The sequence below is a fragment of the Ktedonobacter racemifer DSM 44963 genome, from assembly GCF_000178855.1.
In the GTDB taxonomy this organism is placed as follows: Bacteria; Chloroflexota; Ktedonobacteria; order Ktedonobacterales; family Ktedonobacteraceae; genus Ktedonobacter; species Ktedonobacter racemifer.
In genome coordinates this window covers 240,007-253,206 of record NZ_ADVG01000004.1, presented here as the reverse complement: position 1 = coordinate 253,206, position 13,200 = coordinate 240,007, and the positions used below count along the sequence as shown (strand labels likewise).

Sequence of the window (13,200 nt, the reverse complement as noted above, 5' to 3'; positions counted from 1 at the left end):
TTCACTTAAATAGAAGGGCAAGGATATGAAATGTGACCTGGGAGATTTTGAAATCTTCTATGAAACCTACGGCGCGGGCCGACCTATCGTGATGTTGCCTGGGCGGCCAAGCGATCATCACATTATGGAACGGCTCATGGAACCTCTCTTCACGCAGCGGACCGGCTGGCTGCGTATCTATCCTGACTTGCCTGGTACAGGCCTCACTCCAAGCGCGGATCGCCTGGCTACGCATGATCAGATGCTCGATGCCGTGCTGGCATTCATCGACACAGTGATTCCCGGTCAACGCTTTGTGCTTGCTGGACTCTCCTATGGAGGATACCTAGCCCGTGGTGTAATCTCGCGCCGGGCAGCGTTGATCGATGGCTTGCTGTTGTGTGCACCTCAAGTGAAGGCAGATCTCTCCCAGACCGCTCTCCCAAAGAGGACCACACTGATAAAAAATCCAAAGCTTTTGGCACAGTTAGAGCCAGGGGAGGTACAACTCGTCGAAGACCTCGTCGTCGTAGAGAACTCCAGGGTCATCGAAGCGGTACGCAATGTGTTGGCGGAGGTGAAGCGTGCCGATCATCCCTTCAACGCGCGACTGGAGATGGCTGGCCCTTCTTCCTTTGAAGTGGACCCACAGCCCATCTCCTTTGGGGGCCCCACGCTCATTGTGACCGCACGGCAAGACCATCTCTGTGGGTATCAGGACGCCTGGGATCTGCTGGACAACTATCCCAGAGCGACGTTCGCGGTACTCGATCAAGCAGGCCATTTCGTCAATATCGAGCAGGATGAACTCTGCCGCGCTCTTATGCGCGAGTGGCTGGATCGAGTGGAGAAATACGCCAGTGCCTGACTGCTCATGGGTCTGGGATGCGTGTTGTAGTGGTAGTGTCAACTTAAGCATTTTTGTTGATGCGCTCTCACCACTTTGACTCCACTTTCGCCAATTTTCATCTGCAAAAAGGGCTGAAATCTGGGAATCATCCTCACATTGAGGCCCTTTTCTCCCTGGACTGGTTCCCAAAGGCCACTCCAGATGACATTTCAGGAAAGCAGACCTTGGTAATACATCTGCTTAAATTCGTTTGGTGATCGATATGCCAAGTCGGAATGCAGCCGTTGCCCATTATAGACATTGTGTAAGAAGTACTCAATGTTAGCACGTGCTTTCTCCAAAGTTTGATAGTCGTTGAGGTTAACCTCCTCAATCTTGAGGGTTTTCATGAAACTCTCGGCAAAGGCGTTTTGATAGGGGTTGCACACCGCAACCATGCTGATGCGGACTCCCATTTCCTACAGTCGATTGATGTAGGCTGTATTAGCATACTGGACGCCTTGATCGGTTGGCACGAATTACGGGAAAATCAAGACTGTACAAGCGCCGATCAACTGGATGGAAAACCGCGATCAAAGCGCTTATCGAGAAAATCATCAAACAGTTGCATGACCACAAGATATGTACAGCAGAAGGGGAACCAACCGCAAAGGGAGCGTGGTCACATCTGGACAACAACCAGATAGTAGCTCTGTACAGCAGCATCAATCGCGGCTTACAGAACTTCTATCGCTTCGTTGACAATTGGCAGGCACTGGCCCGCATCCAATATATCTTGCAATTCTCGCTCGCCAAAACCGCTTGACGTGGTTTTTCGTATGGTTAATACTCTACCCCTATTACATGTTCTCGAATCTGATAGGTATCAATCGCTATACATCGTCGCCTCTTGATTTTCAGAGGCGACACAAGCAAAACACTGATGAAAGAGACGGTTTCTGAGTAGATATCTAATCTCTTTCCAATACCAAAGGAAATGTATCTGTGGAAAAACAAGCGGCAGTTCGTTCTTTGGGAGAACGAGTGGGTATAAGCGTGCAGCCAGCTGATCCTGCAACGTTGGTTGCGAATATTGTCGAGATTGAGGATGCAGGTGTTGATCATGTGTGGGTCGCTTTTGGCCCGTTGGGGTATCCAGATGTGCTGACGACCTTGGCCGCTGCGGCGGCACGTACCAGCCATCTGAAATTGGGAACATCTATTGTGCAGATCACGTCGCGCCATCCTGTTCTCATGGCACAGCAAGTCCTGAGTCTCACTAGCCTGGCCCCTGGGAGGCTGAGGTTGGGAATAGGAGGGACGGGATTGCCCCAGATGGCAAAGAGCATCTACGGCATAGAAATGGATGCACCTCTGGCCTATCTCCGTGAATATATCCAGGTGCTGCGTCCATTATTGGAGCAAGGAGAGATTCATCACCAGGGGCGCTACTTTACAGTGGATGCCTCTCTTCAAGGATCATCGCAGGTCCCCCTGTTTGTCTCTGCACTCGGAGTAGGGGCTTTCCGTCTCGCGGGCGAAGTAGCGGATGGTGCCCTCCCTTTTATCACGCCAATTCCCTATATGCTCAATACGGCTCTTCCCGCTCTGAGTGCAGGGGCCGCGGCAGCCGCGCGGCCCCGTCCGCCAGTGGTGGCCCATGTCCCAGTGGCTTTTACAGAAGATCGGGTGATCGCGTTACAGGCGGGACGGCAAGCTCTAAGTATATATCCAACGCTGCCAGCCTATCGCAAGATGTTCATTGCGGCAGGCTTTACAGAACAAGACACCCATCCGATTTCAGAGAGACTTATTGAAAGCCTGGTGGTTTTTGGCAATGAGGGCAAGATCAGGGACCGTGTGCTGGAACTGCTGGCCACGGACATTGATGCGCTGGCGTTAAGCCTTGTGCCAGTCTCTGACGTAGTCCAGGAGGGGGTTCGCTTGGCGCGGTTGGTCGGACGATTGTAAGAAAGAGGAATGGCATAGAGAACCTGCTCCTCGTAGCCGGGGAGCAGGCTCTCACTTTGCGGCGGAGAAGTTTCAGCGAGACTTGACAACTGTAGTTGTCCCGGTTTGGATGAATCTTATCTCGACTTCAGTGAGGTTCTGAGGCCGAGATACGTGGGAGATATGTCCAGGACGAAAAGGGAAATACGTTCAGATTTGCTCATATGCCTTACTGAGAGCAGCTTTAAGCATCGCTAGTAAGATTCTTTCTGCCCACACACCCTTTACCCCTGGCGAGAGAGGGGTGAGAAGTCCTGAGTAATTACCAAAAGACGTCAAAAAGCGAGGGTTTGGGAACATGACTGTTGCATTTTCTCTCTGCTTGTCGTTTGTTGAGGTGAGATCTCTGAAAACTGAGGAATATGATGCATCAGTCACAACAACCTATGGATTACGCTGTAGAGTTACCTGTGGCAGCTCTCTATAGACGCCATGCTCATGCCCTCCTGACCTATATTCGCGCGTTGATATCTCCTGAGGATGCTGAGGACATCCTCGTAGAGGTATTTCTCGTCGTCATACAAAACGAGACGCCATTGCGGCTGGGAGAGAAAGAACAGCTTACATGGTTGCGGCGGGTGGCTCGCAACAAAATTATTGATCGCTATCGACATCTCGGGCGCCTTCCAGCGTTTGTATCGTTGGAGGATTTTGCTGAGACGCTCATTCATGATGATGGACAAGAACCAGAGGTACAGGTGCTACGCAGCGTAGATCATGCTCAGCTTCGTGCATACCTGAGTAGTCTGCCCCAACTCCACCAGGAGATACTGCGGCTGCGCTTCGCAGACGATCTGAGCACGAAAGCCATTGCGCAACGGCTCGCCAAAAGTGATGGCGCAATTCGTATGCTGCTATCGCGCATTCTTAACCGCTTACGCGCCATGTACGAACAGGCTAGAGGGGAGGAGCATACCCATGAATCATCACGATGACCTGTTTCAGCCAGAGAGTGTCAATGAACAAGTTGAAGATCTCCTACATGACCAGGATGGACACCAGCAAGAGGCTACACCTGGAGCCCCAACCATTGCTGCGTTGCGGACCATTTATGCAGAAGATGCAGCCATCCTGGAGCGTGCCTGGTCAAGAATTGCCCAGGCAGAATTTGCCGCTCGCGAGCAATTCACAGAGCCAGCCGCGCCATCCATGGAAGAGATATCATCTCTGGGAGAACAACCAATGCAAGAAATAGATACCCCCACCCGGGAGAAACAGCCACATTCAGTCGCCGCCAACGGCAAACAGGCACGTTCACGCCAGCCGCTCCGCTTATGGACTCTCGTCGGACTGGCCGCGGCGATCCTTTTCGTCCTGGCCAACATTGTAGCTTTCCGCTACTTTGGGCAAGGCCAGCACACTCCTGCCGCTACAACCCGGCCATCCGAGATTGGCAAAACGCTTTATACCCATACCTTTCCGCAAAAGGGCAAGAACAGTGACGATGACATTTCGATAAGTATGCTTAAGTGGTCGCCCGATGGAAAACATCTCGCGGTCGCGGCAGGCCCGATTAGATATGGCTCGGTACACGTCTGGGATGCCCTTACAGGCACCCACGAGGTTGTACTCACGCCTGAGCCAAGCACAAATCAGTATGTAGACCGTGAAGTGTATGCCACACAGGTTGCCTGGTCCCCTGATGGTACCCACCTGGCTTCCGCCATTGGCGATATACAGGTTTGGGACCCGCTGACAGGTAAATTGCTCACTCGTTACTTCCCCGAGGTGCATACGACAACAACCATTAGCCAGGTTGCCTGGTCCTCTGATGGGCAGTATCTTGCGGGTGGCTATAACACAGCAGATTCGACAGGGGGTGTGACAATCTGGAATGCCAGGACAGGGGCGGTAGTAAAAATGCTTTCTACCGACCAGATTGACAATATCAGCTGGTCACCCAACGGCAAATACATCACAGTTACGAGTGGAGACAAGACAGTGATCAGGAGCACAGCCGATTGGCAGTCGGTCCTTACGCTAAATGCTCCAGACATAAGCTGGTCACCCGATAGCACACGCCTTGCGCTGCATAAATATGCGACAAAAACGTCTGGCGAGGCTATCCAGATTATCAGTATTCCAACGGGCAAGGTTTTGCTTACCTATCGAAGCCCTGAGCACACTTATGCACTCTCCTGGTCGCCCGATGGAAAACGTATCGTCTTCGCTAAGAATAAAGCTATCGAGATCTGGGATAGTCAGACTGGCGAGAGGCTTTTCACCTACGATGGTCAGCATGGAACTGCGGATCGGAATGCGTATCCAGGTTCGCTCTGCTGGTCACCAGATGGCAAATATATCGCCTCAAGCGTAATCTTTGCATCACAAATTGGTGGTGGTGGCACCATCCAAGTATGGCAAGCTGAGTAATCCGTGAGGGGAGACGCTGTGTAGGGCGACGTGTACTTCAGCACACGTCGCCCTACACAGCGTCTCCCTACAATTTGCATCTCTCTCTAGAACCTCATACACTGTATGGCAGATATATGAGAGTATGCTTGATTAAGTACACTCATAAAAGAACCGAAGATCACAACTATGGCGACAGTCCATTTGTAAGGAAAATTGTAACTGTGGCTACTGAATGAAGCTGACATAGGGGAAATCTCCTACCTAATAAAATCACTTCAAACAAAAGATGCATTGTTTTTGCCCTATAGAGGCGATTTTATGGCAGCGGATGCGGCTGTCACTCGGCTTTTCCACATTGCTCGCTCTCGGTCACTCATATGCTCAGAGAGTACACGCTGCAAGAGAGGATGAAACGCCAGCATTTGTTTCTCCGTATGACGCTGCACTAGTGAGAGGCGACGGAGAACTCCAACAGCAAGATCAAGCAGATATGGTTCAGTTATGAGAGCCTCAAGCTCGGCCCCTAGATGTCTTGCTCCTGCAAGGAAAAAAAACTCAGGAATGTCCACTGTCTGCATAACAGCCAGCACGCGCAATATATCAGCAGCCATGTTCATCTCTCGCTCAACATTCTCTTGTGCATGCAGGAATGCAGTAGTAACGGGCAGTGGATGTCCCCCTGCCGATCTACCACGACGATCAAGCAATCGTATGGTGAGATTGCCCCGATTTGAAAGAGTCCCTAAAGCTGAGATATACTCGAAGCAGATCAGAAAGGGGCTTATCAATGGGAAAGAGCCAAAAGGTCTACACAAAAGAATTCAAAGAGGAAGCCGTGCGGCTGGCGCAAACATCAGGCAAGCCGATTGCACAAATAGCGCGCGAGCTGGGTATCTCCGACAGCGCGATTCATGGGTGGCGCAAGGAATTAGCAGAACATGGGAAAGAAGCATTTCCAGGCAAAGGGCATCAAACCACGCTTGAGGAAGAAAATCGTCGCTTGAAACGCGAAGTCGAAAGACTCCAGCAGGAGCGTGACATACTAAAAAAAGCAGTGAGCATCTTCTCACGGGAATCCAAATGAAACATCAATTTATTGAACAGCACAAGCATGAATTCTCCATTGTTATCATGTGCGATGTGCTCGGAATCTCGGAAAGCGGCTTGTATGCCTGGCGCAAACGTTCAGCCTGCCTGCGCGAACGAGAAGATGCTCATTTAACGCAGAAGATACGGCAGGTGTTTGTAACTCATCAAGGACGATATGGAAGCCCACGCATTTTGAGAGAGCTGCGTGACGAAGGGATCACCTGCTCACGCAAACGGATCGCCAGGCTCATGCGGCAGAAGAACCTTTCTGCCAGACGTAAACGGCGTCGAGTAGTGACCACAAAAAGAGATATGGCTCATCCAGTCGCTCCCAACCTTTTAAATCGGGAATTTCGTGCTGAAGCGCCAAACAAAAAATGGGTGACGGATATCACGTATATCCCAACTCGACAAGGATGGCTCTATCTCGCGGTCATTTTAGATCTGTATTCACGAATGGTTGTGGGATGGTCGATGTCGAGCAATTGCGATGAGAGATTAATAGAACAGGCACGCTAACCTTGCCCTTGCCCGCCGTCGCCCTAAAGCGGGGTTGCTGCATCACAGTGATAGAGGAAGTCAGTACACTTCAAGAGCGTATCAGGCGTGTTTAGAACAAGCTGGAATACAGTCAAGTATGTCACGTAAAGGAAATTGTTGGGACAATGCCGCGATGGAGAGTTTCTTTGGAACCTTAAAAGATGAATGTGTAGGGGAACGCATTTATTCATCACATGATGAAGCGCGATTAGCACTCTTTACCTACATGGAAGTCTATTATAATCGTGTTCGTCGGCATTCTACACTCGGATACGTAAGTCCACTGAATTATGAGCGGACGGGGAATTAAAAAACATAACGTAACGTTTGACGTAGTACAATTTTTATACTATAATAAAAACGTTAACGTCACGTTGCGTCAAAACATTTTTCACTCTCCTCACCTCAAACCTCTAGAGACTCTACGAAAACGGGGCAAGCTCACAGTGTGGGCAATTCATAGATCACTCCTCATCATATATTGGCTTTTCACAAGCATACCCCGTAAGTGGTCTCCATGCCAAATTATCTTCCGAGTTCTGACAGAACCAGGAGTCTCGAAACTAGTTTCTGTGCTGATTCTACCCCTTTCCTCCACGTTCTCTCTTCCCTCTCCTGGATGAGATGGACACGAAGTCGCTACCGCGCTGAAGTGTATGACTTTGCGTCATCGTTTCCTCAACCAAGTAGCCTCATCGAAACCACATCAGGGAAGAGAAGCAACAAACCTGAACATGATATGTCCCTGCTCATGAAAAGCGGAAAAAAGAGTGTGGATGGTTGAGGTTGAGAGGGAGTAGAAGTGGGTGGGAGTGGGTGGGAGTGGTGCGGAAGAGATGCAGTTGGACAGACCATCCCAGCCGTTCAGCCGCAGAGCTGAACAGATTGGGGGAAGGAGTCTGTGGTGTTCGTCGCCCAAGCTTCGCTTCACCAGAGCGCCAGTTGCCGAAAATGGCGCTGGCTGGCCGAGAGGCGACGCTCCTCAGCCAGGGCTTCCTGGATCATGAGGGCGAAATAGTCTTCCAAGGGTATCTGTTGCCCGTAGAGATGTTTGATGGGCACTGTTTTGAGCATGTTGGGGCCATGCCAGACCAGAAATGTTCGCTCGCTCGCCACCACCTGTAAGGCCATGTATTGCCCTGCGACCTGCTGACTGATGTAGTAGGGGGCCAGATCCACGTTCACACACCCATCTGCTCCCACTTTACGAACGAAGATCTGTCCCTCGATGGCTTGAAGCCAGGCATCGGGGTCCACCATCTGCGGAAGCGCGGGCAACGTCGGCAACGTTGGGAAGGCCACCCGTGGCGGAACGTTGCGACAAGCGCACCCCTGGTGTGGCCTTTCCCAATTGTAATGCTGGAGAAAGGCTTCAGTGACCTCTCGAACCTCTTGCAAGGTGCCGGGGCGTTGGACGTGCAGACACTCTTGCTCGTAGCTCTTGTGATACCGCTCGACAAACGCATTTTTGTCTGGTCGGTGAGGCGGGCACACCTTGGGCTGGATACTCAGACAGAGCAGCAAGCGACGCAGGGCAGAGGGAAAATCCCGTCCGCTGCTGCTTCCCACCCATCTGGGATCACGGTCAAAGGACATCATCGGCGGTCGACCATGCTCACGCAAGAAGCCGATGACAGTTTGCATCGCGGTTTGCGCATGGAAATCTTCCCGGGCTTGAGCGCAAAGCAGCACCGAAGTGCCAGCATCGACCCGCATTGCACACCTCGACCACATGTTGCCGCTTGCCCTCCTGATGTTCATTGACGAGAACGGTGCTGACATCTTTAAAGTCCATCTGGATCTCTTCGAGCGGCGCTCTTGACTCCAGAGGCTGCTTCTTGGGTGTGGAGTGCTCCAGGATGCAACCGTGTTTGTGCAACATCTTCCACACAGTGCGCGTTGAGCGCGGCAAAAGCACGTGCAAGGCTTGCAACTCTGGATCACGCTGCAGATAGTATAACAAAGCGCGTGGTCCTGGTACGCGATGAAGATGCTCTGGAGGAGTCTGGCGCATCTCGACGATGCGCTCCTCCACACGTGGGTCCCAGGACGGATACGGAGCGTGATGGGCACGTGAGCGGGACAAGAGGACGTGGACATCATGGGGATCAGCCTCCCGCAAGCGTTTGCGCCATTTCTTGACCCAACTGATCGACCGTCCGACGGCCTGGGCGTAGTCCTGCACCCTCCAATCGGGGAAGCGCATCAGCACATCGCGCAAGCGAGCGCGATCACGCATCCATTCTTCTTCCATCATTTTCTTCCTCCAAGATGAGGGGTCTCGAAACCAGTTTCTGTGCTGATTCTACCCCTTTCCTCCACGTTCTCTCTCTTCCCCCTCCTGGATGAGATGGACACGAAGTCGCTACCGCGCTGAAGTGACGATGACGCAAAGTCATACACCGATTGATCACTCTTCGCCCTAAAACCTGATCACTCGTCACCTTATTTACCACCTGCTCCACAAGCAGCCCCGTTTGATGCAAGAGCCGCCAAATGGTTCGTGGGGAACGGGGCAGGCGGGCACCTTCTCGTCGCAGATCAGGATCACGGTGTAAGTAGTACAGTGGCCCAGGGGTACGCTGCAAGCCCTCGGGGGGCTGCACACGAATGTCTATGATGCGCTGCACGACGCTGGGATCGTAGGCAGGAGGAGGTGTATGTCGCGCTCGCGAGTGGGAACACAGGACCTCCAAACCATGGGTGGGGCTTTTCGCAAGCGTTTGAGCCACTTCTTGACCTAGCTGCGTGAGTAGCCAAGCAGACGGGCGAATTGCGTGGGACCCCAGGTCGGGTGACGAGCGGCCAGGTGCGCAGGGCAGCCCGATCGGCAATCCATTGAGCTTCCATTGACGGACTCCTTCGTAGAAATGAGCCTTCCTGGCTCACAAACAGTCTCTCTGTCCTCTCACTCTAGCGCACAAGCGCGCCCAGGAGAAGAGGGGAGGAACTGAACAAGGAATCGCAGCTCAGCCGGTCTCGATGGGGGTGCCCCTTGCCAGTCTCGATGACGTAAATTCATACAATGTGAGATGGATCGGCTTCTTTTGAGCTTTTCCTCTTTGTCTCCTGAGAGGTAGTGTTGCAAAAAATTAAAGCCCAGCAAATTGAAGTACATATGGGCACATCTTACCAGTAAAAGGCGCAGAATATGCGAATTTTCTCTGCAGTAATGATTCTTGTGCTGTAATTGCCTGCTCCATTTTCTCCGCTCAAAATTTTTTGCAACACTATCCAACCTGGTGATCCCCAAGAGAAGCACCTGGAACAGGCGAAACTCCAAAAGCACGTGCTCTTTGAGGAGCAAGAGTTCGCTTTGTTCGATGAGACGCATTAAGTGGGAGGAACTCACGATTCATTCAGTCAACCCACAATTAAGCAGAGGTGCTCTCGTGAATGTAGCGCTGGCCGCGCAAGAGCGAGGCGAAGGCAGCAATCAGACAGAACATAGTCGAAAGGTAGAAGACGGCATGCAGGCCGACCATGAACGGTGACGAGATCAGGTTCGGGAAGAAGCTCTTGCTGAGCAGAGCGGCCTGGTTGGGCGGCGGCAGGTGATGCAACACCGAAGCTGGTAGCAACGTGGCCATCGGGTTATAGCCCAGGAAGGCGGCAAACAGAGCAGACGTGGGAGGGAGATGCGAAATGGTGGTTGCGATGGAGAGTGGCACGTTCTCCTGGACCAGGCCACGCAAGAGGGCGGCAGACAGTGTAGAAGCCAGACCAGCGGTGATGATGCTGAAGAAGACGCCGATGCTCATGACGATGGCGGCGTTCTGGAAGGTGGCGCGAATGCCCGACGCCACACCGCGGTGTGGCGTCGGCACGCTATTCATGATCGCGATGGTGTTGGGTGCGGCAAACATACCCTGCCCAACGCCTAGCATGACGAGCACCAGTGCAAACCAGGCGTAATCGAAGTTCGCCGGCAGGAACGTCAGGCCGAGGAAACCCACGGCCTGAATGAGCATCCCCGTAGTCGAAAACATCCTGGCTCCGAAGCGATCGGATAGCCAGCCGCTGAGTGGAGCTATAACGATGAAGCCGCCCATCAAGGGCAATATATAGATGCCTGACCACAAAGGCGTGACTTCAAAGGCGTAGCCGTGCAATGGCAACCAGATACCCTGGAGCCAGATGACGAGCATGAATTGCAGGCCGCCGCGCCCGACGCTCGCGAGAAAGCCACTGACGTTGCCCGCGGCAAACATGCGTATCTTGAAGAGGTCCAACCGGAACATCGGCTCGCTGACGCGCAATTCTATCCAGACGAAGAGCACCAGCAAGACGACACCACCGACGAGACTGCCGATGACGAAAGGGTTGCTCCATCCCGTTGACGAACTGCCGTACGGTTCGGTGCCGTAGGTGATGCCCACCAGCAGGATGGTGAGGCCCGCCGCGAAGGTAAGGTTGCCCAGCCAGTCAATCTTGTGATGGCCGCGGTTGGTGACGGTCTCGCGCAGCATGAGAAAAGCCCAGATGGTGCCGGAAGCGCCAAACGGCACGCTGACCAGGAAGACAAAGCGCCAGTTGATGGCGGAGAGCACACCGCCTAGGATCAGTCCGATGATGGAGCCGAGTATGGCGGCAATCTGGTTGATGCCCATGGCGAAGCCGCGCTGGTGCACCGGGAAGGCGTCGGTCAGCAGGGCTGTGCTGTTGGCGAAAAGGAAGCCGCCGCCAACGCCTTGAATCAGGCGGAAGATGATGAGCTCCAGGGCGGCGGTATTGCCCGAGCCCGGTGCCAGGAAGAGCAGCAGGCTGCCAAGAGTGAAGATAGCAAAGCCAAGGTTATAGAGCTTGACGCGCCCGAAGATATCCGAAATGCGTCCGAATGTGACGAGCAAGGTGGCGGTCACAACCAGATATCCCTGCAGTAACCAGAGAAAGTAGTTCGTCTCGCCGGGGGCTAGCGGATTGATGCCGATGCCACTAAAGATGGCCGGAAGCGAGATGAGCAGGATACTGGAATTGATGGTAGCCATCAACATACCCAGCGTGGTATTCGATAAGACGACCCATTTGTAGCGCGGTCCCCCTTCTCCTCCTCTCTTTCTCGCAGCACGCGATGTCCTACCTCCGCCGGGTTCCAGCATTCGTACCGTCGTATGGTCTTTCATTTTCATCCTCAACTAGTGTGGCTCAGGTAGAGGGAAGTCTCCCGGTTGGCCCGGATACTGTGGCAGGCCCGCCCCCGGCCCCAAAGCGTCTGCCGGTGTCGAGAGTTGCGCGGCTTTGTATCGCAGAGCGTCGCACAGCAGACTGACGATGCTGTTCAAGGCGAGCACGTCGGTATTCACGACGAGATCGTACAGGTGCGCGTTATCAGGATGCTGCTTAAACTCGGATTGCAAATAATGCATGCGGTCATGCTCTTTGCGCTGGATGCGTTCAATAGCCTGCTCTCTGCCCAGACCTTCGCGGTTCATGACATACGTGACACGCGTCTCCAGCGAGGCAACCACGCGTGCATGGAGCACATCACGCCGTGCTGCCAGGAGTACCTGAGACGCTCGCCCCACAATGACGACGTGGCCTCTCGCCGCGGCAGCGTCAACGACTTTCGTCAGCGCCTCGCGATATGCTCGGGGGCTTACGGCTATGCTATCCAAAGAGGACGTGGCCGCCATGAACGGCGCATCGACCCCCTGCATCGCATTCAAGATACGTACGAGCAAGCTCTCCGTCTGCTCATCGAGTGCCCTAGATTCTCCTTCGCTCACGTTCATTTCTCGTGCGACTCGCCAGACAATATCGTGATCGATCAATTGCCATCCCAGCCGCGTCGCCAAACGCTTCGCGATCTCACCCCCGCCGCTGCCGTATTCGCGCGAGATAGTGACTGCACACATCTGCTCAAGTTGGTGATCGTTACGCTCACTCATCATATGCATCTCCTCAATTTCGATGTCTGGCTGGTCGATCCGGCTCCATCTCGCTCAGTGCGTTAAGGCGATCAGCTCGCCAGGTGCTGGCGGTACCCAGCGCCGCTATTGTTGAGAATTTCACAAATGCAACGACTGCTACGAGCATAGCGGATGAGGGCAAGAGGCCCTTTCAGGTATAGATTTTTCCGCCTCCCACGCATGTCGCCTGCGGCGACATGCAATAAGAAACATCAGTCATCCCAGATTTTTGGGAAAAGGAAGAGGTAAAAGAGAGAAAAGCCGAGGGAAAAGGCAGCGCCGGACGAAAAACGACAGCCCCTCGAAGAAGCCGAAGCATTGACAGTTTCGGAGGAGCAGCGGCTGATGCATGTAAAGAAGCATCAGCCACTGTTATTTGTAAACATCGCTGTTGCTCGAATGAGGAGGGCAAGCAGAACCAGCTCCGATCCCTCGCGCGCGAAAAAAGACGAAGGAAAAGGAGTGAGTCGGTTGTGCTGGGGCCGGGCT

Annotated in this window: 9 protein-coding genes and 2 pseudogenes; 6 read left to right on the top strand and 5 right to left on the bottom strand. The window is 53.2% G+C overall.

Annotation, left to right across the window (positions count from 1 at the left end):
* Positions 1 to 25 precede the first annotated feature (25 nt).
* Positions 26 to 847, top strand: coding sequence for an alpha/beta fold hydrolase (locus tag KRAC_RS42620; protein WP_007918090.1), 822 nt, complete (start codon positions 26 to 28; stop codon positions 845 to 847).
* Positions 848 to 1,038: 191 nt separating this feature from the next.
* On the opposite strand, the gene KRAC_RS80155 is transcribed toward KRAC_RS42620, so the two are convergent.
* Positions 1,039 to 1,284, bottom strand: coding sequence for an integrase core domain-containing protein (locus KRAC_RS80155; RefSeq protein ID WP_075164533.1), 246 nt, complete (start codon positions 1,282 to 1,284; stop codon positions 1,039 to 1,041).
* A 53-nt stretch (positions 1,285 to 1,337) separates the two neighbouring features.
* On the opposite strand from KRAC_RS80155, the gene KRAC_RS42610 reads away from it, so the two are divergent.
* The 4 genes from KRAC_RS42610 (at position 1,338) to KRAC_RS42595 (ending at position 5,191) form a co-directional block, all read left to right on the top strand.
* Positions 1,338 to 1,634, top strand: coding sequence for a group II intron reverse transcriptase/maturase (locus KRAC_RS42610; protein ID WP_075164532.1), 297 nt, complete (start codon positions 1,338 to 1,340; stop codon positions 1,632 to 1,634).
* Between the two features lie 179 nt (positions 1,635 to 1,813).
* On the top strand, positions 1,814 to 2,779 hold the full coding sequence (locus KRAC_RS42605) for an LLM class flavin-dependent oxidoreductase (RefSeq protein ID WP_007918089.1): 966 nt from the start codon (positions 1,814 to 1,816) through the stop codon (positions 2,777 to 2,779).
* Positions 2,780 to 3,180: 401 nt separating this feature from the next.
* Positions 3,181 to 3,753: an RNA polymerase sigma factor gene (locus KRAC_RS63640; protein ID WP_083815074.1), complete on the top strand. Its 573-nt coding sequence runs from the start codon at positions 3,181 to 3,183 to the stop codon at positions 3,751 to 3,753.
* On the top strand, positions 3,737 to 5,191 hold the full coding sequence (locus KRAC_RS42595) for a WD40 repeat domain-containing protein (RefSeq protein ID WP_007918087.1): 1,455 nt from the start codon (positions 3,737 to 3,739) through the stop codon (positions 5,189 to 5,191). Before KRAC_RS63640 ends, KRAC_RS42595 begins: the two co-directional genes overlap by 17 nt.
* A 284-nt stretch (positions 5,192 to 5,475) precedes the next feature.
* Here the strand turns inward: KRAC_RS42595 and KRAC_RS80755 are convergent, their stop codons facing one another.
* Positions 5,476 to 5,790: a DUF7779 domain-containing protein gene (locus KRAC_RS80755; protein ID WP_007918084.1), complete on the bottom strand. Its 315-nt coding sequence runs from the start codon at positions 5,788 to 5,790 to the stop codon at positions 5,476 to 5,478.
* A gap of 170 nt (positions 5,791 to 5,960) precedes the next feature.
* On the opposite strand from KRAC_RS80755, the pseudogene KRAC_RS80150 reads away from it, so the two are divergent.
* Positions 5,961 to 7,112: pseudogene (locus KRAC_RS80150) on the top strand (IS3 family transposase).
* A gap of 617 nt (positions 7,113 to 7,729) precedes the next feature.
* On the opposite strand, the pseudogene KRAC_RS80145 reads toward KRAC_RS80150, so the two are convergent.
* The 3 genes and pseudogenes from KRAC_RS80145 to KRAC_RS42555 form a co-directional block, all read right to left on the bottom strand.
* A pseudogene (locus KRAC_RS80145) lies at positions 7,730 to 9,059 on the bottom strand (integrase core domain-containing protein).
* A 1,117-nt stretch (positions 9,060 to 10,176) separates the two neighbouring features.
* Positions 10,177 to 11,925, bottom strand: coding sequence for an MFS transporter (locus KRAC_RS42560; protein ID WP_007918080.1), 1,749 nt, complete (start codon positions 11,923 to 11,925; stop codon positions 10,177 to 10,179).
* Between the two features lie 12 nt (positions 11,926 to 11,937).
* Positions 11,938 to 12,693: a cytidylate kinase-like family protein gene (locus tag KRAC_RS42555; RefSeq protein ID WP_007918079.1), complete on the bottom strand. Its 756-nt coding sequence runs from the start codon at positions 12,691 to 12,693 to the stop codon at positions 11,938 to 11,940.
* Positions 12,694 to 13,200 lie beyond the last annotated feature (507 nt).

What these genes read in the sequence shown, in the direction of transcription:
- KRAC_RS80155 (WP_075164533.1), bottom strand. Translation starts at nt 1,284, where the DNA reads ATGGGAGTCCGCATCAGCATGGTTGCGGTGTGCAACCCCTATCAAAAC.
- KRAC_RS42555 (WP_007918079.1), bottom strand. Translation starts at nt 12,693, where the DNA reads ATGATGAGTGAGCGTAACGATCACCAACTTGAGCAGATGTGTGCAGTC.
- KRAC_RS80755 (WP_007918084.1), bottom strand. Translation starts at nt 5,790, where the DNA reads ATGAACATGGCTGCTGATATATTGCGCGTGCTGGCTGTTATGCAGACA.
- KRAC_RS42620 (WP_007918090.1), top strand. Translation starts at nt 26, where the DNA reads ATGAAATGTGACCTGGGAGATTTTGAAATCTTCTATGAAACCTACGGC.
- KRAC_RS42595 (WP_007918087.1), top strand. Translation starts at nt 3,737, where the DNA reads ATGAATCATCACGATGACCTGTTTCAGCCAGAGAGTGTCAATGAACAA.
- KRAC_RS63640 (WP_083815074.1), top strand. Translation starts at nt 3,181, where the DNA reads ATGATGCATCAGTCACAACAACCTATGGATTACGCTGTAGAGTTACCT.
- KRAC_RS42560 (WP_007918080.1), bottom strand. Translation starts at nt 11,925, where the DNA reads ATGAAAGACCATACGACGGTACGAATGCTGGAACCCGGCGGAGGTAGG.